General features: G+C 75.6%; 2 protein-coding genes. Both read right to left on the bottom strand.

All coding sequences use genetic code 11. The features are described 5' to 3' along the window. Window positions 1-28 precede the first annotated feature (28 nt). Entirely contained in the window at window positions 29-17,227 is a 17,199-nt protein-coding gene (locus tag LRS74_RS22485) for a type I polyketide synthase (protein ID WP_277742702.1), read from the bottom strand. A 41-nt stretch (window positions 17,228-17,268) separates the two neighbouring features. Further along, entirely contained in the window at window positions 17,269-26,946 is a 9,678-nt protein-coding gene (locus LRS74_RS22480; RefSeq protein ID WP_277742701.1) for a type I polyketide synthase, read from the bottom strand. Window positions 26,947-26,976 lie beyond the last annotated feature (30 nt).

The raw sequence follows: 26,976 nt of genomic DNA, 5'->3' as shown, positions 1-26,976 counted from the left end.
ACGCCGCCGCTCACGGTCGCGGTCACGGTCAGGAGATCCCGAATTCTTTGCCGATGAATTCGAAGAGGTCGTCGTCCGTTGCCGATTCGATCTCGTCGGCGACGTCGGCCCCGTCCTCCGGTCCTCGGTCGTCGCTCCACTTGGCCAGCAGAGCCTGCAGTCGTGCGGTGATCCTGGTCCTGCCCTCGTCGTCCGGGGCGGCCCCGGCGAGGGACGCCTCCAGTCGGTCGAGCTCGGCGAGCAGCGGCGTCACCGCGTTCGCGTCGTCCGGCACGAGCTCCCCGCGCAGGAACTGGACCAGGGCGTTGGGTGTCGGGTAGTCGAAGATCAGCGTGGCCGGGAGGCGGACGCCGGTGGCCGCGCCGAGCCGGTTGCGCAGCTCGACCGCGGTGAGCGAGTCGAAGCCGACCTCGCTGAACGAGCGCGCCGGGTCGACGGTCTCCGGTCCGGGGTAGCCGAGGACGGCCGCCACCTGGACGCAGACCAGCTCCACCAGCACCTCGTCCCGCTCGGGCACGGTCAGCCCGGCCAGGCGCTGGAGCAGCGCCTCGGCTCCGCCGGCCGCGGCGGCCGCGGCCGCCGGGGAGCCGGTGGCGCGCCGGACCGGCACCCGCACCAGGCCGCGGAAGAGCGGCGGCAGCATGCCGCTGCCCGCCTGGGCGCGCAGCGCGGCCAGGTCCAGCGGCATCGGCACCAGCACCGCCTCGTCCACCCGGGCGGAGGCGTCGAACAGCTCCAGGCCCTGCTCGGCGGTGAGGGCGACGACACCGCCGCGCCGGATGCGGGCGATCTCCGTCTCGTCGAGCTCGCCGCCCATGCCGCCCTCGGCCCAGAGGCCCCAGGCGAGGGAAGTGGCGGGCAGGCCGTTCGCCCGACGGTGCTGGGCGAGGGCGTCCAGGAAGGCGTTGGCCGCCGCGTAGTTGCCCTGACCCGCCCCGCCGAAGACGCCGGCGGCCGAGGAGAACACCACGAAGGCCGACAGATCCAGATCCCGCGTCAGCTCATGCAGGTTCCAGGCCGCGTCCACCTTCGGACGGAAGACACCCGCAAGCCGCTCGGCAGTCAGCGAACCGATCGTGCCGTCGTCCAACACACCGGCCGTGTGCACCACACCGGACAGCGGACGCTCCACCGGAACCGTCGCGATGACGCCGGCCAACGCCTCCCGGTCGGCCACGTCACAGGCCGCCCACGTCACCGACGCACCGGACTCCGCCAGCTCGGCCGCCAGCTCGCCTGCGCCCGGGGCGTCGCCGCCCCGCCGGCTCACCAGCAGCAGACTCCGCACCCCGTGCTCGGTGACGAGGTGGCGGGCGATCAGGCCGCCGAGCATGCCGCTGGCGCCGGTGACGAGCACCGTGCCGTCGGCGTCCCAGGCGGTCGGCTCGGTCTCGGCGGCTGCCGTACGGGCCAGCCGCGGCGCCAGGACCCGGCCGTCGCGGACGGCCGTCTGCGGCTCGCCGGTGGCGAGCGCCGCGGCGACGGCGGCGCGCAGGTCACCCCGCTCGTCGGCGTCCACCAGGACGAGGCGGTCCGGGTTCTCCTGCTGGGCGGTGCGCGCCAGGCCGAGCACCGCGGCGCCCGCCAGGTGCGCCATCGGGTCGCCGGCCGCCGCGACCACCGCGCCGGTGGTCAGCACCACCAGCCTGGCGTCGGCGAACCGCTTCTCGTCCAGCCAGCCCTGGAGCACGCCCAGGACCTCGGCGGACAGCTCGTGCGTCGCGGTGGCCGACTCGTCGCCGCGGGCCGGGCCGGGCACGTAGAACACGTACTCCGGAGCGGCCTCGCCGGCCTCGATCGCGGCGGCCAGGGCGGCCAGGTCCGCGTGGGCGTCGAGCCCCAGGACGTCGGAGCCCACGGCGGCCCACCGGTCGGCGGAGACCGTGCCGGCCGCGGCCGGTACGGGCGTCCAGTCGACGCGGAACAGCGCGTCCTTGGCCCCGCCGCCGGCGCCCGCGCCGAGCTGCTCCGGCGCCACGGTGCGCAGCGCCAGGCCCTCGACCGAGGCCACCGGGGCGCCGGTCGCGTCGGCCAGCTCCAGGGAGACGGAGCCGCCGCCGGTGCCGGTCAGCCGCACCCGCAGCGCCGAGGCGCCGACGGCGTGCAGCGAGACGCCGGACCAGGAGAACGGCAGCCGGCCCTGGCCGCCGGACTCCGCGGCGGCCAGCCCGAGGGCGTGCAGCGCGGCGTCCAGCAGTGCGGGGTGCAGCCCGAAGGAGCCGGCGTCGGACGCGGCCTCCTCGGGCAGCCGCACCTCGGCGTAGACCTCGTCGCCACGGGTCCAGGCGGCCGTGAGGCCCTGGAAGGCCGGCCCGTAGCCGAAGCCGGAGTCGGCCAGGCCCTGGTACAGCCCGTCGGTGTCGATCCGCTCCGCGTCCGCCGGCGGCCAGGCCGCCAGGTCGAACGTCGGCTCGGCGGCGCCGGTGGCCAGCGCTCCGGTGGCGTGCCGCAGCCACGGCTCGCCCTCGGCGGCGCTCTCCGCGCGGGAGTGCAGCGTCAGCGCGCGGCGCCCCGCCTCGTCGGGCGCGGCCAGCGTCAGCCGGAGCTGCGTGCCGCCCTGCTCGGGCAGGATCAGCGGCGCTTCCAGGGTGAGTTCGTCGAGCCGGTCGCAGCCGACGTGCTCGCCCGCGCGGAGCGCCAGCTCCACGAAGGCGGTGCCGGGCAGCAGCACCGCGCCCATCACGGCGTGGTCGGCGAGCCAGCCGTGCGTGGCCAGCGAGAGCCGCCCGGTGAAGGCGACGCCGTCGGAGTCGGGCAGCTCCAGGGCCGCGCCGAGCAGCGGGTGGTCGGCGGCGTGCAGGCCGATCGAGGAGGCGTCCCCGGTGGCCGGCCCGTTGTGCAACCAGAACGGCGCCCGCTGGAAGGCGTACGTCGGCAGGTCGACCGGCCGGTGGTCCACGCCCGCGAAGACGGCGGACCAGTCCGGGGTGGCGCCCCGGACGTGGGCGGTGCCCAGCGCGGCCAGGAGCGTCTCGACCTCGGGGCGGCCGGAGCGCAGCGCGGCGGCGAAGGACAGCCCCTCGCCGGTGACGCAGTCCTGCGCCATCGCGGTGAGCACGCCCTCGGGGCCGAGCTCGACGAAGGTGGTGACGCCGTGCTCCTCGAGGGCGCGGACGCCGTCGAGGAAGCGGACCGCCTCACGGACGTGGCGGACCCAGAAGTCGGCCGTGGTGATCTCCTCGGCGGAGACCGGCGCGCCGGTCAGGTTCGACACGATCGGGATGCGCGGAGCCGCGTACGTGAGCCCCTCGGCCACCGTACGGAAGGCGTCGAGCATGCCGTCCATGTGCGGCGAGTGGAAGGCGTGGCTGACGGTGAGGCGCTTGGTCTTGCGCCCCCGCTCCTCGAAGGTCGCGGCGATCGCGACGGCCGCGTCCTCGTCACCGGCGACGACCACCGAGGTGGGTCCGTTGACGGCGGCGATGCTGACGCCCTCGGTGAGCAGCGGCAGGACCTCGTCCTCCGACGCCTGGACGGCGATCATCGCGCCGCCGGCCGGCAGCGCCTGCATCAGGCGACCGCGCGCGGCCACGAGCTTGGTGGCGTCCGCCAGTGAGAGCACCCCGGCGACGTGCGCGGCGGCCAGCTCGCCGATCGAGTGACCGGACAGCACGTCGGGCTTGACGCCCCACGACTCCACGAGGCGGTAGAGGGCCACCTCGATCGCGAAGAGCGCGGGCTGGGTGTAGCCGGTCTGGTCGAGCAGCTCGGCGTCCGTGCCGAACAGCACGTCCTTCAACGGCCGCTCCAGGTGCCCGTCCAGGTGCGCGCAGACCGCGTCGAGCGCCTCGGCGAAGGACGGGTGGGCGGCGTAGAGCTCGCGGCCCATGCCCAGGCGCTGGCTGCCCTGGCCGGTGAACAGGAACGCCGTCCTGCCCTCGGCGACCTGACCGTGCACCACGCCGGCGGCGGCGCGGCCCTCGGCGAGGGCGTCCAGGCCGGCCAGCAGACCGTCCCGGTCGCCGGCCACGAGCACCGCGCGGTGCTCGAAGGAGGCGCGGCCGGTGGCCAGGGCCCGGCCGACGGACGGGAGGTCCAGCTCGGGGCGGGCGGTGAGGTGGGCGTGCAGCCGGGCGCCCTGGGCGCGCAGCGCCTCGGGGGACTTGGCCGACAGCACCCACGGCAGCACCCGCGGCGCCGCGCCGGACCCGTCGGATCCACCGGACGCGTCCGGTGCGTCGGCCGCCGCCTCGACGGTCGGGGCGTCAAGCTCCGGGGCCTGCTCGATGATGGCGTGCGCGTTGGTGCCGCTCATGCCGAAGGAGGAGACGCCGGCGCGGCGCGGGCGGCCGGTCTCCGGCCACTCCCGGGCCTCGGCGAGCAGCTCGACGGCGCCCGCCTCCCAGTCGACGTGCGGGGTCGGGGCGTCCACGTGCAGCGACTTGGGCAGCAGCCCGTGCCGCATGGCCAGCACCATCTTGATGACGCCGGCGACGCCGGCCGCGGCCTGGGTGTGGCCGAAGTTGGACTTGATGGAGCCCAGCCACAGCGGCCGGTCCGCGTCCCGCTCCTGGCCGTAGGTGGCCAGCAGGGCCTGGGCCTCGATCGGGTCGCCCAGGGTGGTGCCGGTGCCGTGCGCCTCGACCGCGTCGACCTCGGCGGCCGACAGGCCGGCGTTGGCCAGGGCCTGCCGGATGACGCGCTGCTGCGACGGGCCGTTGGGCGCCGTCAGACCGTTGCTCGCGCCGTCCTGGTTGACCGCCGTACCCCGCACGACGGCGAGGACCCGGTGGCCGTTCTTCCGCGCGTCCGACAGCCGCTCGACGAGCAGCATGCCGACGCCCTCACCCCAGGCAGTGCCGTCCGCGGCGGCCGCGAAGGGCTTGCAGCGGCCGTTGGCGGCGAGCCCGCGCTGCCGGCTGAACTCGGTGAACACGGTCGGCGTGGTGATGATCGTGACACCGCCGGCCAGCGCCAGCGAGCACTCGCCGTTGCGCAGCGCCTGGGCGGCCAGGTGCAGCGCCACCAGCGACGAGGAGCAGGCGGTGTCGATGGTGACCGCCGGACCCTCGAAGCCGAAGGTGTACGAGACGCGGCCGGAGGCGATGGAGCTGGAGCCGCCGGTGCCCAGGTAGCCCTCGACGCCCTCGGGGAAGGTCTGGAGCCGGGACACGTAGTCGTTGTGCATCTGGCCGACGAACACGCCGACCTGCTGGCCGCGCAGCCCCACCGGGTCGATGCCGGCCCGCTCGAACGCCTCCCAGCCGGTCTCCAGCAGCAGCCGCTGCTGCGGGTCCATGGCGAGCGCCTCGCGCGGGTTGATGCCGAAGAACGCCGGGTCGAAGTGGTGGGCGTCGTAGAAGAAGCCGCCTTCGCGGGCGTACGAGGTGCCGGGCCGGTCCGGGTCCGGGTCGTAGAGCCCCTCGATGTCCCAGCCGCGCTCGGTCGGCAGGTGCGCGATGCCGTCCCGGCCCTCGGCCAGCAGCTCCCACAGGTCCTCGGGGGTGCGCACATCGCCGGGGAAGCGGCAGCTCATGGCGACGATCGCGATCGGGTCGTCGTCGGCCGCCGCGGTCCCGGCGCCGCCGCCGGTCCGCTCCGGCAGGGCGGCCGCGGCCGCCGAGCCGAGCAGCTCGTCGCGGAGGTAGCCGGCCAGGGCGGTCGGCGACGGGTAGTCGAAGACCAGGGTGGCCGGGAGGCGCAGCCCGGCGGCCGCGCCGAGCCGGTTGCGGAACTCGACGGCGGTCAGCGAGTCGAAGCCGAGGTCCTTGAAGGCCCGGCTCGCCTCGACCGCGTCGGGCGAGTCATGGCCGAGGACGACGGCCACCTGGGTGCGCACCAGCTCCAGCAGGGCCGCGTCGCGCTCGACCTCGGGCAGCCGGACCAGCCGGTCGACCAGCGAGCCGGCGTCGGAGCCGGTGCCCGCCTCGGCGGTGCGCCGGGCGGTGCCGCCGCGCACCAGGCCGCGCAGCAGCGCGGGCACCATGCCGACGGGCGCGCCCGCCAGCGGAGCCAGGTCGAGCTGCATGGGCACCAGGAACGCCTCGCCCACCTGGTGGGCGGCGTCGAAGAGGGCCAGGCCCTCGGCCGAGGACAGCCCCAGCACGCCGGAGCGGCTCATCCGGGACTTGTCGGTCTCGTCCAGCTCCCCGGTCATGCCGCTGGCCTCGGCCCACAGGCCCCAGGCCAGCGAGGTGGCGGCCAGGCCCAGGGTGTGCCGGTGCCGGGCCAGGGCGTCCAGGAAGGAGTTGGCGGCCGCGTAGTTGGCCTGGCCGGCGCCGCCGAAGGTGCCGGCCGCGGAGGAGAACAGCACGAAGTCGGCCAGGTCCAGGTCCCGGGTCAGCTCGTGCAGGTTGACCGCCGCGTCCACCTTGGGGCGCAGCACCTTCGCGAGCCGCTCCGGGGTGAGCGAGCCGACGACGCCGTCGTCCAGCACACCGGCGGTGTGCACCACGGCGGTCAGCGGGTGCTCCGCCGGGATGGCGGCCAGGGTGGCGGCCAGCGCCTCCCGGTCGGCCGCGTCGCAGGCGGCGATGGTCACCTCGGCGCCCAGCTCGCGCAGCTCGGCGGCGAGTTCGGCCGCGCCCGCGGCCCGCTCGCCGCGGCGGCTGGTGAGCAGCAGGTGCCGGGCGCCGCGCTCGGTCACCGCGTGCCGGGCGACCAGGCCGCCCAGGGTGCCGGTGCCGCCGGTGATCAGCACGGTGCCGTCCGGGTTCCAGGCGGCGGGCACGGTCAGCACGACCTTGCCGATGTGCCGGGCCTGGCTGAGGTAGCGGAAGGCGTCGGGGGCCTGCCGCACGTCCCAGCAGGTGATCGGCGGCGCCTTCAGCGCGCCCTGCCGGAACAGCTCCAGCAGCTCGCGGAGCATCTCCTGGATGCGGTCCAGGCCCGCCTCGGTCAGGTCGAACGCCTGGTAGGAGACGCCCGGGTACTCCTCGGCGACCTGCTCCGGGACGCGGACGTCGGTCTTGCCCATCTCGACGAACCGGCCGCCGCGCGGCAGCAGCCGCAGCGAGGCGTCGACGAACTCGCGCGCCAGCGAGTCGAGCACGACGTCGACCCCGCGGCCCGCGCTGGCCTCACGGAACTTCTCCTCGAAGGCCAGGTCGCGGGAGGAGGCGATGCGGTCGTCGGCCAGGCCGAGCGAGCGCAGCGTGTCCCACTTGCCGGGGCTGGCGGTGGCGAAGACGTCCACGCCCCAGTGCCGGGCCAGCTGCACCGCGGCCATGCCGACGCCGCCGGCGGCGGCGTGCACCAGCAGCGCCTCGCCGCCCTTGAGGTCGGCCAGGTCGCGCAGCGCGTAGTAGGCCGTCATGAAGACGATCGGCACGGCCGCGGCCTCGGCGAAGGACCAGCCCTCCGGCATCGGCGCGATCATCCGGCGGTCGGCGACCACCAGCGGGCCGAAGCCGCCGGGCAGCATGCCCATCACCCGGTCGCCGGGGGCCAGGTCGGTCACGCCGGGCCCGGTCTCCAGGACGATGCCGGCGCCCTCACTGCCCATCAGACCGGCGTCGCCCGGGTACATGCCGAGCGCGTTGAGCACGTCGCGGAAGTTCACGCCGGCGGCCCGGACCGCGACCCGCACCTGCCCGGCCTCCAGCGGCGCGACGGCCTCCGGGGTCGGCAGCAGGGTGAGGTTCTCCAGCGTGCCCTTGTCCAGGATGTCCAGGCGCCAGGCCGGCTCGCCGGCCGGCGGCACCATGGCGCCGGCGGAGGCCACCCGGGCCAGCCGCGGGGCGTGCGCGGTGCCGCGGCGCAGCGCGAACTGCGGCTCGCCGGAGGCGAGGGCCGCGGGCAGCGCCTCGTACGAGGCGGCGTCGCCGTCGAGGTCGGCCAGGACCAGCCGGTCCGGGTTCTCCGACTGCGCCGAGCGCACCAGGCCCCACACCGGGGCGTGGGCCAGGTCGTGCACCCCCGCGTCGCCCTGGGTGGCGACGGCGCCGTGGGTGACCAGGACCAGCCGGGAGGCGGCGAACCGCTCGTCCTCCAGCCACTCCCGCACCAGCGCCAGCGCGTCCTGGGCGGCGGTGTGGACGGCCCCGGTCACCGCGTCGGCGGCGGCGGCCGGCGGCGCGCAGTCCACTAGGACGAGGGCGGGCGCCTCGGCGCCGCCGTCGACGGCCGCGCCGAGCGCGGTCAGGTCGGTGTGGACGGCCGCGCCGGAGAGCAGCTCGGCGGGCGCCTCGGCGCCCAGCACCGTCCACGGCGCGGCGTCCGCGGCGGCGGGCACCGGCACGGTGGCCCAGTCGAGCCGGAACAGCGACTCGTGGTGCGCGGCGGTACGCCCGCCGCCCAGCTGGCCGGCCGCGACCGGGCGCAGCGCCAGGTGCTCCACGGCGGCCACCGGCGCGCCGGTGCCGTCCGCCAGCTCCAGGGTCACCCCGTCGGCACCGGCCGGGCTGAGGTGGACCCGCAGCGTGCCGGCGCCGACCGCGTACAGCGACACCCCGCTCCAGGAGAACGGCAGCCTGCCCTGCTCGTCGCCGCCCTCACGGGCGAAGGTGGAGTGCAGCGCGGCGTCCAGCAGCGCCGGGTGCAGCCCGAACGCGGCGGCCTCGGAGCGCCGGTCCTCCGGCAGCTCGACCTCGGCGAACACCTCCTCGCCGCGCAGCCAGGCGGCCTTGAGGCCCTGGAACACCGGCCCGTAGGCGAACCCGCCGTGCGCGAGGTGCTCGTAGAGCCCCTCGACCACGGCGGCCTCCGCGCCCGGCGGCGGCCACTCGGCGAGGTCGAAGGAGGGCTGCGGGACGCCGGCGGTCAGCACACCGCTGGCGTGCCGGATCCACGGCTCGCCCGCGGCGGCGTCCTGCGCCCGCGAGTACAGCTCGACGGTGCGGTGGCCGGCGTCGGCGGCGGCGCCGACCAGGATCTGGAGCTGGAGCGCGCCCTGCTCGGGGAGGATCAGCGGCGCCTCGATGGTCAGCTCGTCCAGCCGGTCGCAGCCGACCTGGTCGCCGGCGCGGATGGCCAGCTCCACGAAGGCGGTGCCGGGGAGCAGCACGGTGCCCATGACGGCGTGGTCGGCCAGCCACGGGTGGCTCTCCAGCGACAGCCGCCCGGTGAACAGGAAGCCGTCGGAGTCGGCCAGCGGCACGGCCGCGCCGAGCAGCGGGTGGTCGGCGCGGCCCAGGCCCGCCGACTCCACGTCGCCCACGGCGCCCGCGGGCGACCGCAGCCAGAAGCGGCGGCGTTGGAACGCGTACGTGGGCAGCGTGGCCGGCTCGACGCGCGCGGCGCCGGTGCCGGCGAAGAACGCCGTCCAGTCCACGGCGAGGCCGCGGGCGTACGCCCGGGCGACGGCCGCGACCAGCGCCTCGGCCTCGGGACGGCCGGCGCGCAGCGCGGCGGCGAAGACCGCGCCGTCCCCGGTGACGCAGTCCTGCGCCATGGCGGAGAGGACCCCGTCGGGACCGAGCTCGACGAAGGTGGTGACGCCGTGCGCCTCCAGGGCGCGGATCCCGTCGAGGAAGCGCACGGCCTCGCGGACGTGACGGACCCAGAAGTCGGCGGTGGTGATCTCCTCGGCGGCGACCAGGGCGCCGGTGAGGTTGGAGACGATCGGTATGCGCGGAGCCTCGTAGGTGAGGGTCTCGGCGACCGCGCGGAAGTCCTCCAACATCGCGTCCATACGGGGCGAGTGGAAGGCGTGGCTGACCGTCAGGCGCTTGGTCTTACGACCCTGCGCCTCGAAGGTCCCGGCGATCGTGACGGCCGCGTCCTCGTCGCCCGCGATCACCACGGACTGCGGGCCGTTGAGCGCCGCGATGCTGACACCGTCGGTGAGCAGCGGAAGGACCTCGTCCTCCGACGCCTGCACCGCGATCATCGCGCCACCGGCCGGCAGCGCCTGCATCAGGCGACCGCGCGCGGCCACCAGCTTCGCGGCGTCGGCCAGCGAGAAGACGCCGGCGACGTGCGCGGCGGCCAGCTCGCCGATCGAGTGACCGGAGAGGAAGTCGGCGGTGAGCCCCCAGCCCTCGACCAGGCGGTAGAGGGCCACCTCGATCGCGAAGAGGGCGGGCTGGGTGGAGCCGGTCTGGTGCAGCAGCTCGGCGTCCTCGCCGAAAACCACGTCCTTCAGCGGCCGCTCCAGGTGCGGGTCGAGCGCGGCGCAGACCGCGTCGAACGCCTCGGCGAACGCCGGGTAGGCCGCGTACAGCTCGCGGCCCATGCCGAGCCGCTGGCTGCCCTGGCCGGTGAAGAGGAACGCCGTCTTGCCGTCGGCGACCGCGTCCTCGACCAGGTGTGCGGCCGACTCGCCGCGGGCCAGCGCCTCCAGAGCCGCCACCAGCGCCTCACGGTCCGCGCCCACGACCACCGCACGGTGGTCCAGGGCGGCACGGGTCGTCGCCAGCGAGTAGCCGAGGTCGAGCGGCCGCTGCTCGGGGAAGCGGTCGAGGTGCGCGAGCAGCCGCTCGGCCTGGGCGCGCAGGGCGTCGGCGCTCTTGCCGGACAGCGCCCAGGGCAGCACGCCGGCCTCGCGCGAGGGCGCGGCGGGGGCGGGCTCCGGTGCGGCCTCCGGCTCCGGGGCCTGCTCGATGATGGTGTGCGCGTTGGTGCCGGACACGCCGAAGGAGGAGACACCCGCGCGGCGCGGGCGGCCGGTCTCCGGCCAGGTCACCGACTCGGTCAGCAGCGAGACGGCGCCCGCCTCCCAGTCGACGTGCGGGGTGGGCTCGTCCACGTGGAGGGTTCGCGGCAGCACGCCGTGACGCATCGCCATGATCATCTTGATGATGCCGGCGACGCCCGCGGCGGCCTGGGTGTGGCCGATGTTCGACTTGATGGAGCCCAGCAGCAGCGGCTGGTCGGCGGACTTCTCCCGCCCGTACGTGGCGAGAAGGGCCTGGGCCTCGATCGGGTCGCCGAGGGTGGTGCCGGTGCCGTGCGCCTCGACGACGTCGACCTCGGCGGCGGAGACGCCCGCGTTGGCGAGGGCCTGGCGGATGACGCGCTGCTGCGAGGGGCCGTTGGGGGCGGTCAGACCGTTGCTGGCGCCGTCCTGGTTGACCGCGGTGCCGCGCACGATGGCGAGCACGGGGTGGCCGTTCTTGCGCGCGTCGGAGAGCCGCTCGACGAGCAGCATGCCCGCGCCCTCGGACCAGCCGGTGCCGTCCGCCGCCGCGGCGAAGGACTTGCAGCGGCCGCTGGTGGACAGGCCGCCCTGGCGGCTGAAGTCCACGAAGGTGTCCGGCGTGCACATGACGGTGACACCGCCGGCGAGGGCCATGGTGCACTCGCCGTTGCGCAGCGCCTGCGCGGCGAGGTGCAGCGCCACCAGCGACGAGGAGCAGGCCGTGTCGATGGTGACGGCCGGGCCCTCCAGGCCGAAGGTGTAGGCGATGCGGCCGGAGGCGACGCTGCCGGCGGTGCCGGTGCCGAGGTAGCCCTCCAGGCCCTCGGGCAGCGCGGTGAGCCGGGACAGGTAGTCGTGGTACATGACGCCGGCGAAGACCCCGGTCTTGCTGCCGCGCACGGTGGCCGGGTCGATGCCGGCGCGCTCGAAGACCTCCCAGGAGGTCTCCAGCAGCAGCCGCTGGTGCGGGTCCATGGCGAGGGCCTCGCGCGGGTTGATCCCGAAGAAGTCCGGGTCGAACTCGCCGGCGTCGTAGAGGAAGCCGCCCTCGATGGTGGCGCTGGTGCCGGCCGCGCCCTGGTCGTCGCTCTGCAGCCCGTCCAGCTGCCAGCCGCGGTCGGTCGGGAAGCCGGAGATGGCGTCCTCGGCGCCCATGACGAGGCGCCACAGCTCCTCGGGGCTGGTGACGCCGCCCGGGTAGCGGCAGCTCATGCCGACGATGGCGATCGGCTCGTCGTCGGCGATCGCGACGGTGGTCACCTGGGTGGCGGCGGCGTCCGCGCTGTCGCCGAGGATCTCGGTGCGCAGGAAGCCGGCCAGCGCGGTGGGCGTCGGGTAGTCGAAGACGAGGGTGGCCGGGAGCCGTACGGAGGTGACGGCGCCGATGCGGTTGCGCAGCTCGACGGCGGTGAGCGAGTCGAAGCCGAGCTCCTTGAAGGCCCGGCTCGCGTCGACGGCCTCCGGCCCGGCGTAGCCGAGCACGGCGGCGACCTGGGTGCAGACCAGCTCCAGCAGCAGCTTGTCGCGCTCGGGCACGGAGAGGCCGAGCAGCCGCTCGGCGAGCCCGCCGACGGGGGCGGCGGCGCCGGACTCGACGACCCGGCGGCCGGGCAGCCGCACCAGGCCGCGGAGCATGGCCGGGATCTGGGCGGCCTCGGTGGCCTGCCGCAGCGGCGCCAGGTCCAGGTGCATCGGCACGAAGGCGGGGTCGCCGACGGCCAGTGCGGTGTCGAGCAGGGTCAGGCCGTCCGCGGAGGACAGCGCGGCGACGCCGGCGCGGGTGATGCGCTGGATGTCGGTGTCGTCCAGGTCGCCGGTCATGCCGCTGCGCTCGGCCCACAGGCCCCAGGCGAGGGCGGTGGCGGGCAGCCCCTGGGCGCGGCGGCGCTGGGCGAGCGCGTCCAGGAAGGCGTTGGCGGCCGCGTAGTTGGCCTGGCCGGGGCCGCCGAGAGTGCCGGCGGCGGCGGAGAACAGCACGAACGCGGCCGGGTTCAGCTCGCGGGTGAGCTCGTGCAGGTGGAGCGCGGCGTCGGCCTTGGGCGGCAGGACGCGGTCCACGCGCTCGGGGGTGAGCGAGTCGAGGACGCCGTCGTCGAGCACGCCGGCGGTGTGCACCACGGCGGTCAGCGGATGGGCGGCGGGGATGTCCGCGAGCACGGCGGCCAGCGCGTCCCGGTCGGCGACGTCGCAGGCGGCGAGGGTGACCTCGGCGCCGGCGGCGCGGAGTTCGGCGGCCAGCTCGTCGGCCCCCTGGGCGGCGGCGCCGCGGCGGCTGAGCAGCAGCAGGTGCCGCACCCCGTGCTCGGCGACCAGGTGGCGGGCGACGAGCCCGCCGAGGGTGCCGGTGGCGCCGGTGACCAGGGCGGTGCCCTCGGGGTCGAGGGCGGGGACGGTGTGCTCCGGGTCGGCGGCGACGCGGGCGAGTCGCGGCACGACGACGGACCCGGCGCGGACGGCCAGCTGCGGCTCTCCCGCCGCGTGGCCGCCGGTGGGGGCCGCCACGCCGAGCGCGGCGGGCAGCGCGCGGTAGGACGCGTCCTGCCCGTCGAGGTCGAGCAGCACGAAGCGGTCGGGGTTCTCCGACTGGGCGGAGCGCAGCATGCCCCACAGCGGGGCGTGCGCCAGGTCGGCCACGTCCGCGTCGGCGGCGGTGGCGACGGCGCCGCGGGTGGCGACGACCAGCCGGGAGTCGGCGAACCGGTCGTCGGCCAGCCAGTCCTGGGCCAGCGCGAGGGTGCGGTGCAGCACGGCCCGGACGTCGGCGGTCAGCTCCGCGGCGCCCTCGGCGTCCATGGCGTCCGTGGTGGGGCCGAAGAACGGCACCACGACGGCCTGCGGCACGGGGGTGCCGGCGGCGACGGCCTCGGCGAGCGCGGCCAGATCGGCGTAGGCCGCGGCGGTGGGCAGCGCGGCGGTCAGCTCGGCGGCGACCTCCTCGCCCAGCAGCGCGAACTGGCCGGCGGCGAGGGTGGTGGCGGCCGGGACCGGCGCCGGGGTCCACTCGACGCGGAACAGCGAGTCGTGGAACGTGGAGCGGGCGGCGTGCACCTGCTCCGGGGAGACCGGGCGCAGCAGCAGCGCGTCGACGGAGGCGACGGGCGCCCCGCTCTCGTCGGTGACCAGGACGGCCACGGTGTCCTGGCCGGCGGGCGACAGGCGGACGCGCAGCGCGGCGGCGCCGACGGCGTGCAGCGCCACCCCGCTCCAGGAGAACGGCAGTCGGCCGTGCTCGGTGGGCTCCAGCAGGGAGCCGATGCCGACGCCGTGCAGGGCCGCGTCGAGCAGCGCCGGGTGGAGACCGAAGAGGCCGGCCTCCTCGCGGGCGGTCTCCGGGAGGCGGACCTCGGCGTAGACGTCGTCGCCGTGCTGCCAGGCGGCCTTGAGGCCCTGGAAGACCGGTCCGTAGGCGAAGCCGGTCTCGGTCAGCCACTCGTAGAGGCCGTCGACGGGGACCTCGGTGGCGCCGGCCGGCGGCCAGGCGGCGAGGTCGGCGGCGGGGGCGGTGGCGCCGGTGGCGAGCACACCGGTGGCGTGCCGGGTCCATGTTTCCTGGCCCTCCTCGCCCCAGCCCGTGCCGTCGCCGGATTCCTCCAGGCGGGAGTGCAGGGTCAGCGAGCGGCGGCCGGAGCCGTCCGGGGCGCCGACGGCCACCTGGAGCTGCACGCCGCCCTGCGGGGGCAGCACCAGCGGGGCTTCCAGGGTGAGCTCTTCGAGCACGTCGCAGCCGGCGTGGTCGCCGGCGCGGACGGCCAGCTCGACGAAGGCGGTGCCGGGCAGCAGCACCGTGTCCATGACGGCGTGGTCGGCGAGCCACGGGTGGGTGGCGAGCGAGAGCCGCCCGGTGAAGAGGAAGCCGGCGGCGTCGGCCAGCGACACCGCGGCGCCCAGCAGCGGGTGGTCGGCGGAGCCGAGTCCGGCGGCGGTGACGTCGCCGGTCCAGGGGCCGGCCGGCTCGGGCCAGTACAGCTCGCGCTGGAAGGCGTAGGTGGGCAGCTCGACGCGGCGGCCCTCGGAGCCGGCGAAGACCGCGGCCCAGTCGACGCCGACGCCGTGCGCGTGGGCCTGGGCGAGGGCGCCGGCCAGCGCGCGGGCCTCGGGGCGGTCGGCGCGCAGCAGCGGCACGAAGGCCGCGTTCTCGGCGGTGACGCAGTCCTGCGCCATCGCGGTGAGGACGCCGCCCGGGCCGAGCTCCAGGTAGGTGGTGACGCCGTACTCCTGGAGCCAGCCGATGCCGTCGGTGAAGCGGACGGCCTCGCGGACGTGCCGCACCCAGTAGTCGGGGGTGCCGATCTCGGCGGCGGAGACGGAGGCGCCGGTGAGGTTGGAGACGATCGGGATGACCGGCGGGTGGAAGGCGACGCTCTGCGCGACCTCGCGGAAGGCGTCGAGCATGCCGTCCATGCGCGGCGAGTGGAAGGCGTGCGAGACGGTGAGCCGCTTGGTCTTACGCCCCTGGGCCTCGAAGCCCGCGGCGATCTCCAGCGCCGCGTCCTCGTCGCCCGCGATCACGATCGACCGCGGGCCGTTGAGGGCGGCGATGCTGACGCCGTCGGTGAGCAGCGGGAGGACCTCGTCCTCGGACGCCTGGAGCGCGATCATCGCGCCGCCGGCGGGGAGTTCCTGCATCAGGCGACCGCGCGCGGCCACCAGCTTCGCGGCGTCCGCCAGCGAGAGGACGCCGGAGACATGGGCGGCGGCCAGCTCGCCGATGGAGTGGCCGACGAGGAAGTCGGGCTTGACGCCCCAGCCCTCCAACAGCCGGAACAGCGCGACCTCGACGGCGAAGAGGGCGGGCTGGGTGTAGCCGGTCTGGTCGAGCAGGGTGGAGTCGGCATCGAACATCACCTCGCGCAGCGGGCGTTCGAGGTGCTGGTCCAGCTCGGCGCAGACCGCGTCCAGGGCCTCGGCGAAGGCCGGGACGGCCGCGTACAGCTCGCGTCCCATGCCGGCCCGCTGGCTGCCCTGACCGGTGAAGAGGAACGCCGTCTTGCCCTCGGTGACATGACCCTGGATCAGGTCGGCCGCGGTGCCCTCGGCGGCCAGCGCCGCGAGGCCGCGCAGCAGCTCGTCCCGGCCGCCGTCGGCGGACGCGAGGAGGACGGCGCGGTGGTCGAGGGAGGCGCGGGTGGTGGCCAGGGAGTGGCCGAGGTCGGTGAGGCGGAGCGCCGGGTCGGCCTGGACGTGCGCGGCGAGCCGCTCGGCCTGGGCGCGCAGCGCCTGCGTGGTCTGCCCGGAGACCAGCAGCGGTATCAGGCCGCCGATCCCGGACCAGTCCGCCGCGGGCTCCTCCGCGGCGGCCCGGTCCTCGGCCGGGGCCTGCTCGATGACGGTGTGGGCGTTGGTGCCGGACACGCCGAAGGAGGAGATGCCGGCGCGGCGCGGCTGACCGGTCTCCGGCCACGCACGGGCCTCGGTGAGCAGCTCGACGTCGCCGGCCGCCCAGTCCACGTCCCGCGAGGGGGCGTCGACGTGCAGGGTCTGCGGCATGACGCCGTGCTCGATGGCCTTGACCATCTTGATGATGCCGGCGACGCCGGCGGCGGCCTGGGTGTGGCCGACGTTGGACTTGATGGAGCCGAGGTAGAGCGGCCGTCCGTCGGGCCGGTTCTGGCCGTAGGTGGCGAGCAGCGCCTGGGCCTCGATCGGGTCGCCGAGGCTGGTGCCGGTGCCGTGCGCCTCGACGACGTCCACCTGGGCGGGGGTGAGCCGGCCGTCGGTGAGGGCCTGCCGGATGACGCGCTGCTGGGACGGGCCGTTGGGGGCGGTCAGGCCGTTGCTGGCGCCGTCCTGGTTGATGGCCGAGCCGCGCACGATCGCCAGGACCGGGTGGCCGTTCTTCCGGGCGTCGGAGAGCCGCTCCACGAGCAGCATGCCGACGCCCTCGCCCCAGCCGGTGCCGTCGGCGCCGTCGGCGAACGCCTTGCAGCGGCCGTCGGGCGCCAGGCCGCGCTGGCGGCTGAAGTTGATGAACGCCCGGGGGCTGTTCATCACGGTGACACCGCCGGTGAGCGCCATCGAGCACTCGCCGTTGCGCAGCGCCTGGACGGCCAGGTGCAGCGCCACCAGCGACGCCGAGCAGGCCGTGTCGACCGTGAGGGCGGGGCCCTCCAGGCCGAAGGTGTACGAGATGCGGCCGGAGATGACGCTGGCCGCGTTGCCGGTCAGCAGGTACTGCTCGACGCCCTGCGGCAGCCGGTGCATCAGCTCCGGGTAGTCCTGGCCGTTGGTGCCGATGAAGACACCGGCCTTGGAGCCGCGCAGCGTGGCCGGGTCGATCCCGGCCCGCTCGAACACCTCCCAGGAGGTCTCCAGCAGCAGCCGCTGCTGGGGGTCCATGCCCAGGGTCTCGCGCGGCGAGATCCCGAAGAACGCGGCGTCGAACTCGCCCGCGCCCTTCAGGAACCCGCCCTTGTCGGTGTAGCTGGTGCCCTGCTGGTCGGGGTCGGCGTCGAAGAGCGACTCGACGTCCCAGCCACGGTCCGTGGGGAAGTCCGCGATGGCGTCGCCGCCCGAGGCGACGAGGTGCCACAGCTCCTCCGGAGACGTGACGCCTCCGGGGAAGCGGCAGCTCATGCCGACGATCGCGATCGGCTCAGGCTCCTGCGACTCGACCTCGCGAAGACGCTGCCGCGTCTGGTGCAGATCGGCAGTTACCCGCTTGAGGTAGTCGAGGATCTTGTCCTGATCCGCCATTGGAGTCTCACCCATGCTTCTCGTCACAAACCTTGCTGCCCGCGGATCGTGGATCCCTAGATACCGAGTTCTTTTTCGATGAAGTCGAAGACCTCATCGGGCGTTGCCTCTTGCAGCTTTTCCGTCACCGTCTCGCCGGTGGACTCCGCCGCGCTCGCGCGTGGCGCGTCCCACCGGGCCAGCAGGGCCTGGAGTCGGGCGGCGATGTCCGCCCGGGTCTCGTCGTCCTCCGCGGCCGGGTCGATCACCGAGAGCGCGGACTCGAGCTTCTCCAGCTCCGCGACGCCCGGTGCGGCCGCCGCCGCGCCGCCGTCCTGCGTGATCTCGGCCCGCAGGTACTCGGCCAGCGCGGCCGGCGTCGGGTAGTCGAAGACCAGCGTGGCCGGCAGCTTCTGGCCGGTGGCCGCGCCCAGCCGGTTGCGCAGCTCCAGCGCGATCAGCGAGTCGAAGCCCAGCTCCTTGAACGCCCGCCCCGCGCCGACCTCGTCGGTCGAGGGGTGCCCCAGCGCGGCGGCCGCGTTGGTGCGCACCAGCTCCAGGACGACCAGGGACTGTTCGGCCTGGGACATCCCGGCCAGCTTCTGCCGCAGCGCCTGCGCCGGGTCGGCCGTGGCACCGGCCTCGCCGCCGCCGGCCGGGGCGGCCTCGGCCAGCCGCCGGACCTCCGCCAGGTCGCCGATGAAGGGGCTGGGCCGCACCGCCGTGTAGCCGTAGGCGAAGCGGTCCCACTGGATGTCGGCGACGGCCACGACCGTGTCGGCGTGGTCCAGGGCCTGCTGGAGCGCCCTGATCGCCGAGTCCGGCGCCATGGCGGGCACGCCGCCGCGGTCCAGCCGCTCGCCGATGGCGCCGCCGGCCGCGAGGCCCGTGTCGCCCCAGCGGCCCCAGGCCACCGAGGTCGCGGGCAGCCCGTCGGCCCGGCGCTGCTCGGCCAGCGCGTCCAGGTACGCGTTGGCCGCCGCGTAGTTGCCCTGCCCGGCGTCGCCGAGGGTGCCCGCGATGCCGGAGAACAGCACGAACGCGGACAGGTCCAGGTCCCGGGTGAGCTCGTGCAGGTGGCGGGCGGCGTCGGCCTTGGGGCCGAGCACCGCCGCGAACCGCTTCGGCGTCAGGGCGTCCAGCACCCCGTCGTCGAGCACGCCCGCCGCGTGCACCACGGCGGTCAGCGGCCGCTCCGCCGGGATGCCGGCCAGCAGCGCCTCCACCGCCTTGCGGTCGGCGACGTCGCAGGCCGCGACGGTCACCTCGGCACCCAGGGCGGTCAGTTCGTCGCGCAGCTCGGCCGCGCCGGGGGCGTCGATCCCGCGACGGCTGGTGAGCACCAGGTGCTCGGCGCCGTTACGGGCCAGCCAGCGGGCCACGTGCGCGCCCAGCGCGCCCGTGCCGCCGGTGACCAGCGTGGTGCCGGCCGGCTGCCACTCCCGTACGGGGGCGGAGTCGGCCAGCGGGGCGCGGCCCAGTCGGCGGGCGAAGACGCCCGCGGCGCGGACGGCGAGCTGGTCCTCCCCGTCGGCGGCGGCCAGGACGGTGAGCAGCCGGCCCACCGCCCGGTCGTCGGCGGTCTGCGGCAGGTCGACCAGTCCGCCCCAGCGCTCCGGGTACTCCAGGGCGGCGGTGCGGCCCAGGCCCCAGGCGAGCGCCTGGGCCGGGTGGTCGGGGCGGTCGGAGCGGCTGACGGAGACGGCGCCGCGGGTGGCGCACCACAGCGGCGCGTCGACCCCGGCGTCGCCCAGCGCCTGGATCAGCGCGGCGGTGCCGGCCAGGCCGGCGTTGACGCTGTCGGTGCCGGGCGCGGGCCGCTCGTCGAGGGCCAGCAGCGAGAGCACCCCGGCGACCGGCGCGGCCCCGTCCAGCTCCTCGTGGACCCGGCGGGTGACCGACTCGCGGTCCAGCTCCACGGCGCTCAGGGTGAGCTGCCGTACATCGGCGCCGCGCTCGGCGAGCGCGCGCAGCGCGCCGAGCGTCCAGTCGTCGGTGAGCGCGGACTCCGGCACGACCAGCAGCCAGGTGCCGGAGAGCCGCGCGGCGGCGCCCTCGGCGAGCGGCTTCCAGGTCACGCGGTAGCGCCAGCCGTCCAGCGCGGACAGCTCGCGGCTCTGCTTGCGCCAGGAGGCCAGCGCGGGCAGGACGGCGCCGAGCGAGGTCAGTGCCTCGTCGCCCCGGAACTCCAGGGTCCCGGCGAGCGACTCCAGGTCCTCGCGCTCGACGGCCTCCCAGAAGCGGGCGTCGACGGCGTCGGCGGGCAGCGTCTCGGCACCCGGTGCCGGCTCGGCCGCCCGCGGCCACAGGTGCTGGTGCTGGAAGGCGTAGGTGGGCAGGTCGACGCGCTGGGCGCCGGTGCCCTCGTAGACGGCGTCCCAGTCGACGGCCACGCCGCGGGTCCACGCCTCGCCGAGGGAGAGCCAGAAGCGGTCCAGGCCCCCTTCGTCGCGGCGGAGCGAGCCGAACGCGGCGGCCTCGCGGCCGGCGTCCTCGGCGGTCTCCTGCACGCCCATCGTCAGCACCGGGTGGGCGCTGGACTCGATGAAGACGCCGAAGCCCTCGTTCAGCAGCCGCCGCACGGCGGCCTCCAACTCGACGGTCCGGCGCAGGTTGGTGAACCAGTAGTCGGCGTCCAGCTCCGGACCCTCGACCCACTCACCGGTGACAGTGGACAGGAACGGGATCTCGGGCGCCTGGGGCCGTACGGGGGCGAGGAGTTCGCGGAGCTCGTCGCGGAGCAGCTCGACCTGCGCGGAGTGCGAGGCGTAGTCCACCGGCACCTTACGGGCCCGGACCTCGTCCGCCTCGCAGGAGGCGATCAGCTCGTCCAGGGCCTCCGGCTCACCGGAGACGACCACGGAGGACGGGCCGTTGACGGCCGCCACCGAGATCCGGTCCTCGCCCCACGCGGCGATCCTCTCGCGCACCCGGGAGACGGGCAGCGCCACGGAGACCATGCCGCCCTTGCCCGCCAGCACCCGGCCGATCGCCTGGCTGCGCAGGGTGACCACCCGCGCCGCGTCCTGGAGGGAGAGCGCACCGGCCACGCACGCGGCCGCGATCTCGCCCTGCGAGTGGCCCACGACGGCCGCCGGCCGCACACCCAGGGAGCGCCACAGCTCCGCCAGGGAGACCATCACGGAGAACAGCACCGGCTGGACGACGTCGACGCGCTCCAGGGACGGCGCGCCCTCCGCCCCACGCAGGACGTCCACCAACGACCAGTCGGTGAACTCCGCGAGAGCGACGGCACACTCATCAATCCGGGCGGCGAACACTGCCGAAGCATCCAACAGCCCGACGGCCATGCCTACCCATTGTGACCCCTGTCCCGGGAACAGGAATGCGGCCTTACCCCCGATTCCGGCTCCCTGCACCAGCTGGGGCAGGGCCTGGCCACGGGCCAGGGCGTCCAGCCCGCGGCGGAGGTCGTCGCGGTCCGTGCCCACCAGCACCGCGCGCTCGTCGAGGACGGAGCGGGTGGTGGCGAGGGAGTAGCCGAGGTCGGCCGGGCGGAGGTCGGGGCCGGCCTCGAGGTGGGTGAGCAGCTTCTCGGCCTGGGCGCGGAGCGCGGCCTGGGTCTTGCCGGAGACCACCCACGGCAGGGCGCCGGTCGGCTGCCCCTCCGGCTCCGCGGCGGCCACGGGCTCGTCCTGCTCCGGGGCGGGGGCCTGCTCCACGATGGCGTGGGCGTTGGTGCCGCTGAAGCCGAAGGAGGAGATGCCGGCCCGGCGCGGAGCGCCGCTGTCCGGCCACGGGGTGGCCTCGGTGACGAGGGAGACCGCGCCCGCCGACCAGTCGACGTGCGGGGTCGGTTCGGCGATGTGCAGCGACTCGGGCACCACGCCGTGGCGCATGGCGAGCACCATCTTCATCACGCCCGCGACGCCGGCGGCCGCCTGGGCGTGGCCGATGTTGGACTTGATGGAGCCGAGCAGCACCGGCCGGTCCTCCTGGCGTCCCTGGCCGTAGGTGGCCAGCAGCGCCTGGGCCTCGATCGGGTCGCCGAGGGTGGTGCCGGTGCCGTGCGCCTCGATCACGTCGACGTCCGCGGTGGTCAGCCGGGCGTTGGCGAGTGCCTGCCGGATGACGCGCTGCTGCGACGGGCCGTTCGGCGCGGTGAGGCCGTTGCTGGCGCCGTCCTGGTTGATGGCGGTGCCGCGGACGATCGCGAGCACGGGGTGCCCGTGTCGGCGGGCGTCCGAGAGCCGCTCGACCAGCAGCATGCCCACGCCCTCGGCGGGGCTGAAGCCGTCGGCGTCCGAGGAGAACGCCTTGCTGCGGCCGTCGGAGGAGAGTCCGCGCTGGCGGCTGAACTCGATGAAGGTGCCGGGGGTGGCCATCACGGTCACGCCGCCGGCGAGGGCCAGTTCGCACTCGCCGTTGCGCAGCGCCTGGACGGCCAGGTGCAGCGCCACCAGCGAGGCGGAGCAGGCGGTGTCGACGGTGACCGCCGGGCCCTCCAGGCCGAAGACGTAGGAGAGCCGGCCGGAGACCACGCTGGCGGCGCTGCCGGTGGCCAGGTGGCCCTCGTAGCCGTCGGTGGTGTTCCGCATGAGGATCGAGTAGTCGGAGCCGTTGGTGCCGACGAAGACCCCGGACTGGCTGCCCTGGAGCGTCGCCGGGTCGATCCCGGCCCGCTCGAACGCCTCCCACGAGGTCTCCAGCAGCAGCCGCTGCTGCGGGTCCATCGCCATCGCCTCGCGCGGGGAGATGCCGAAGAAGGTGGGGTCGAACTCGGCGGCGCCGGTGAGGAAGCCGCCCTCGCGGGTGTAGCTGGTGCCCTGCGCGTTCGGGTCCGGGTTGTACAGGGACTCCACGTCCCAGCCGCGGTCGGCCGGGAACTCCGAGAGCGCGTCGCCGCCGGAGGTCAGCAGCTGCCACAGCTCCTCGGGGGTGCGCACGCCGCCGGGGAAGCGGCAGCTCATGGCGACGATCGCGATGGGCTCGTCGTCGGCCAGGGCCTGCGCGGTGGGCAGCGGGGCCGCGGCCGCCAGCTGTCCGCCGGAGAGTTCGACGCGCAGGTGCTTGGCCAGCGCGGTCGGGGTCGGGTAGTCGAAGATCAGCGTCGGCGGCAGCTTGAGGCCGCTGGCGGCGCTGAGCCGGTTGCGCAGTTCGACCGCGGTGAGCGAGTCGAAGCCCAGCTCCTTGAAGGCGCGCACGGCCTCGACGGCGTCGGCGCCGGCGTAGCCCAGCACGGTCGCGACCGCGGTGCGCACCAGCTCCAGCAGCAGCCGCTCCTGCTCGGCCTCGGGCAGTCCGGCGAGCTGCTGGGTGAGGGCGGCGGCGTCGGCGTCGTCCGCCTCCGCGTCGCCCCGCATGTCCTCGATGACCTCGCGGGCCTCGGGCAGGTCGTGCAGCAGCGGCCGGGAGCGGCCGGAGGTGAAGGCGAGGACGAAGCGCTTCCACTCCATGTCGACGACGGTGAGCACCGTCTCGTCCCGGTCCATGACGTGCTGGAGCGCGGTGACGGCCAGTTCGGGCGACATCTCGATGACGCCGTGGCGGCGCATCCGGTCGCCCACGCCGCCCTCGGCCATGCCGCCCTCGCCCCACGGGCCCCAGGCCACCGAGGTGGCGGGCAGCCCGGCGGCGCGGCGCCACTCGGCGAAGGCGTCCAGGAAGGCGTTGCCCGGTGCGTAGTTGCCCTGGCCGGGGGCGCCGAAGGTGGCGGCGAAGGAGGAGAAGAGCACGAACGCGGACAGGTCCAGGTCCCGGGTGAGCTCGTGCAGGTGGAGCGTGGCGTCGACCTTGACCTTGAGCACCCGGTCGACCTGCTCGGGCGTCAGGCCCTCGATCACGCCGTCGTCGAGGACGGCGGCGGTGTGCACCACGGCGGTCAGCGGCCGCTCCGCCGGGATGCCGGCCAGCAGCGCCTCCACCGCCTTGCGGTCGGCGACGTCGCAGGCCGCGACGGTCACCTCGGCACCCAGGGCGGTCAGTTCGTCGCGCAGCTCGGCCGCGCCGGGGGCGTCGATGCCGCGACGGCTGGTGAGCACCAGGTGCTCGGCGCCGTTACGGGCCAGCCAGCGGGCCACGTGCGCGCCCAGCGCGCCCGTACCGCCGGTGACCAGCGTGGTGCCGGCCGGCTGCCACTCCCGTACGGCGGGCGTCTCGGCGAGGAGGGAGCGCACCAGGCGGCGCACGAACAGCCCGCTGGGCCGGATCGCGACCTGGTCCTCCTCCTCGGCCCCGGCCAGCACGGTGACCAGCCGGGCCAGCGCCCGGTCGTCGGCGGTCTCCGGTAGGGCGGGTAGGTCAATGAGTCCGCCATATCGCTCGCCGTGCTCCAGGGCGGCCACCCGGCCGAGGCCCCAGATCAGGGCCTGCGCCGGGGACTCCAGCCGGTCGGCGCGGCCGGTGGCCACGGCGCCGCGGGTGGCGAACCACAGCGGCGCGGCGATCTCGGCGTCGCCCAGCGCCTGGAGGAGCGCCAGTTCGGCGGCGACCCCGGCGGGGACGGAGGTGTGCACGGGGTGTGGCCGATCCTCCAGGGCCAGCAGCGACAGCACGCCGCTGAACGGGCCCTCTTCGGCCGCGGCCTGCCGGAGCAGCCCGGTCAGGGACTCGCGGTCGTCCGTGTCGGTGTCGACGGCGAGCACGCGGACGTCGGCGCCGCGCTCGGCGAGGACGCGGGCCGCGCCCCGCGCCCAGTCGCCCTCGGCGACGGTCGCCGGGGTGACCAGCAGCCAGCTGCCGGAGAGCCGCGCGGCCGGCCCGTCGGCCAGCGGCTTCCAGGTCACGCGGTAGCGCCAGCCGTCCACGGTGGACTGCTTGCGGCTCTGCTTGCGCCAGGTGGCGAGGGCGGGCAGCAGCGCGCTGACCCGCTCGTCGCCGTCGACGGCGAGCTCGGTGGCGAGCGCCTGCCAGTCCTCGCGCTCCACGGCCTCCCAGAAGCGGGCCTCGACCGGGTCCGTGGCCGGGGTGGCGGCGGCCGGGGCGGCGGCGCCGGACTCCAGCCAGTAGTGCTGGTGCTGGAAGGCGTAGGTGGGGAGTTCGACGCGCGCGGCGCCGGTGCCCTCGTAGACCGTGGTCCAGTCGACGGCGACGCCGCGGGTCCACGCCTCGCCCAGCGAGGTGAGGAAGCGGCCCAGGCCGCCCTCGTCGCGGCGGAGGGAGCCGATGGCGGCGGCCTCGCGGCCGGCGTCCTCGGCGGTCTCCTGGACGCCCATGGCGAGCACGGGGTGGGCGCTGGACTCGATGAAGGCGCCGAAGCCCTCGTCCAGCAGGCGCCGCACCGCGCTCTCCAGCTCGACGGTCTGGCGGAGGTTGGTGAACCAGTACGCGGCGTCCAGTTCGGGGCCCTCGACCCACTCGCCGGTGACGGTGGACAGGAACGGCACCTCGGCCGCCCGCGGCGTCACCGGGGCGAGGAGCTTCAGCAGCTCGTCGCGGAGCAGCTCCACCTGCGCGGAGTGCGAGGCGTAGTCCACGGGCACCTTACGGGCCCGGACCTCGTCCGCCTCGCAGGAGGCGATCAGCTCGTCCAGCGCCTCCGGCTCACCGGAGACGACCACGGAGGACGGGCCGTTGACGGCCGCCACCGAGATACGGTCCTCGCCCCACGCCGCGATGCGCTCGCGGACCTGGGCCACCGGGAGGGCTATGGAGACCATGCCGCCCTTGCCGGCCAGGACGCGGCCGATGGCCTGGCTGCGCAGCGCGACGACCCGCGCGGCGTCCTGGAGGGACAGGATCCCCGCCACGCAGGCGGCGGCGATCTCGCCCTGGGAGTGGCCCACGACGGCCGCCGGCTGGACGCCGAAGGAGCGCCACAGCTCGGCGAGGGAGACCATCACGGCGAAGAGGACCGGCTGGACGACGTCGACGCGCTCCAGCGACGGCGCGCCCTCGGCGCCCCGGAGGACGTCCACCAGCGACCAGTCGCAGAACTCCGCGAGGGCGGAGGCGCACTCCTCGATCCGGGCCGCGAACACCGGCGAGGCGTCCATCAGCTCCACCGCCATCCCGACCCACTGCGAGCCCTGGCCCGGGAAGACGAAGGCGACGCGGCCGCCGACGGCCGAGCCCTGCACCACACCCGCCGCCATCGAGCCGGCCGCCAGCGCCGCCAGCCCAGCCAGCAGCGCTTCACGGTCGGCGCCCTGGACCACGGCGCGGTGGTCGAGGGCGGCGCGGGTGGTGGCCAGCGACAGGCCCACGTCGACCGGGCGGAGCGCCGGGGCGGCGGTCAGCCGCGCGAGCAGCCGCTCGGCCTGCTCGCGCAGGGCGGCGGCGCTCTTGCCGGACACCGGCCACGGCAGCACCTCCGGCGCCGTGGTCGCGGCCGGCGGCTGCTCCTCGGCGGCCGCCGTCTCGTCCTGCTCCGGGGCGGGGGCCTGCTCCAGGATGGTGTGGGCGTTGGTGCCGCTGAAGCCGAAGGAGGAGACGGCGGCGCGGCGCGGGCGGCCGGTCTCCGGCCACGGGGTGTTCTCGGTGAGCAGCGAGACGGCGCCCGCCGACCAGTCGACGTGCGGGGTGGGCTCGTCGACGTGCAGGGTCCTGGGCAGCACGCCGTGCTCGATGGCCTTGACCATCTTGATGATGCCGGCGACGCCGGCGGCGGCCTGGGTGTGGCCGATGTTGGACTTGATGGAGCCCAGCAGCAGCGGCTGGTCGGCCGGGCGGTCCTGGCCGTACGTGGCGAGGAGGGCCTGCGCCTCGATCGGGTCGCCGAGGGTGGTGCCGGTGCCGTGCGCCTCGACGGCGTCCACGTCCTCGGCGGAGAGCCGGCCGTTGGTGAGCGCCTGGTGGATGACGCGCTGCTGGGACGGGCCGTTGGGGGCGGTCAGGCCGTTGCTGGCGCCGTCCTGGTTGATGGCCGAGCCGCGCACGATCGCGAGGACCGGGTGGCCGTTCTTCTGCGCGTCCGACAGCCGCTCGACCAGCAGCATGCCGACGCCCTCGCCCCAGCCGGTGCCGTCCGCGGCGGCCGCGAAGGGCTTGCAGCGGCCGTCGGCGGCGAGCCCGCGCTGCCGGCTGAACTCGGTGAAGGTGGACGGGGTCGCCATCACGGTGACACCGCCGGCCAGCGCCAGCGAGCACTCGCCGGCGCGCAGCGCCTGCACCGCCATGTGCAGGGTCACCAGCGACGAGGAGCAGGCCGTGTCGACGGTGACGGCCGGGCCCTCCAGGCCGAAGACGTAGGAGACGCGGCCGGAGGCGATGGAGCCGGAGCTGCCGGTGCCCAGGAAGCCCTCGACGCCCTCGGGCACGGAGTCCAGCCGCGAGGTGTAGTCGTGGTACATCACGCCGGCGAAGACGCCCGTGCGGCTGCCGCGCATCGCGGTGGGGTCGATGCCGGCCCGCTCGAACGCCTCCCAGGACGTCTCCAGCAGCAGCCGCTGCTGCGGGTCCATCGCCAGCGCCTCACGCGGCGAGATCCCGAAGACGGTCGGGTCGAACGCGCCGGCGTCGTAGAGGAATCCGCCCTCGCTGACATAGCTGGATCCGGCCTGGTCGGGGTCGGCGTCATAGAGGGTCTCGAGGTCCCAGCCGCGGTCGGTCGGGAAGCCGGAGACGGCGTCCTCGCCGCCCGCGACCAGCCGCCACAGGTCTTCGGGGGTGCGCACCCCGCCCGGGTAGCGGCAGCTCATCGCGACGATCGCGATGGGCTCCTGGTGCCGGTCCTCGACCTCGCGGAGCCGGCGGCGGGCCTGACGCAGGTCGGCCGTCGCCCGCTTGAGGTAGTCGCGGAGCTTGTCCTCGTTGTTCACGGGCGCGCCCTTACTCCCAGCTGCGTCTTTGTTCATTGCCGTCGGCTCCTTGCGAAAGGGGAGGTC

The sequence above is a fragment of the Streptomyces sp. LX-29 genome, assembly GCF_029541745.1.
Taxonomy (GTDB): Bacteria; Actinomycetota; Actinomycetes; order Streptomycetales; family Streptomycetaceae; genus Streptomyces.
This window is presented reverse-complemented; position numbering and strand designations above follow the sequence as displayed.

Coding starts and splice junctions, on each gene's coding strand:
- LRS74_RS22485 (WP_277742702.1), bottom strand. CDS start 17,227: ATGGGTGAGACTCCAATGGCGGATCAGGACAAGATCCTCGACTACCTC.
- LRS74_RS22480 (WP_277742701.1), bottom strand. CDS start 26,946: ATGAACAAAGACGCAGCTGGGAGTAAGGGCGCGCCCGTGAACAACGAG.